Origin of the sequence: Brevundimonas denitrificans (assembly GCF_030160755.1) — a bacterium.
GTDB lineage: Bacteria > Pseudomonadota > Alphaproteobacteria > Caulobacterales > Caulobacteraceae > Brevundimonas > Brevundimonas denitrificans.
The window spans coordinates 1-668 of the sequence record NZ_BSOY01000194.1 but is presented as its reverse complement, the minus strand read 5'-3'; the positions used below and the strand labels follow the sequence as shown (position 1 = coordinate 668).

Here is a 668-nt window from a genome sequence, read left to right as displayed (position 1 = left end):
TGTAGCAAAGAAAAAGAAAAGATATGTAGCAAAGAAAAAGAAAAGATATGTAGCTAAGCATTTATCGGAAAAAACGGAAAAAATAAAAATGGGGCAGGAGAACGAAATCATAAGAACTTGGTCTCGGGCATCTACTATTACACCCTCCATGGTTGGCCGTACAATCGCTATTCATAATGGAAAGGAACATATACCTGTTTATATAACAGAATCTATGATAGGTTACAAATTGGGAGAATTCGTGCCTACCCGTTTTTGGGGGATAGATGCAATAAATGATAACGATAATAAATCTGTAATGAAGAATCAAAAAAAATAGGGATCAAACATAAGGAGAAAGAATCTTATGAAAAATTTTAAAAAGCTAGCGGATAACCCTATGAAAAAGAACTCAAGTTCAAGTAAAGGAGTCCAAGTTTTAGCTCAACATATAGGTATTTCTGTTTCCAAAGCGCGAAGAGTAATTGATCAGATTCGCGGACGTTCCTATGAAGAAACAATTATGATACTAAGTTTCATGCCTTATCAAGCATCTTATCCCATTTTCAAATTAGTTTATTCTGCAGCAAAAAATGCTAATCATAATATGGGTTTAAACGAAGCTGATTTATTCATTAGTAAAGCCGAAGTCAATAGAAGTACTATTAGAAAAAAGGCAAGACCCCGTG

Annotated in this window: 2 protein-coding genes; both read left to right on the top strand. The window is 34.0% G+C overall.

What is annotated here, in order from left to right; all coding sequences use genetic code 11:
- The coding region (rpsS, locus tag QQJ79_RS15715; RefSeq protein WP_284223865.1) for a 30S ribosomal protein S19 at window positions 1–319 on the top strand (319 nt) is incomplete at its 5' end.
- Between the two features lie 27 nt (window positions 320–346).
- On the top strand, window positions 347–668 hold a 322-nt coding region (locus QQJ79_RS15710), incomplete at its 3' end, for a large ribosomal subunit protein uL22 (RefSeq protein ID WP_284223864.1).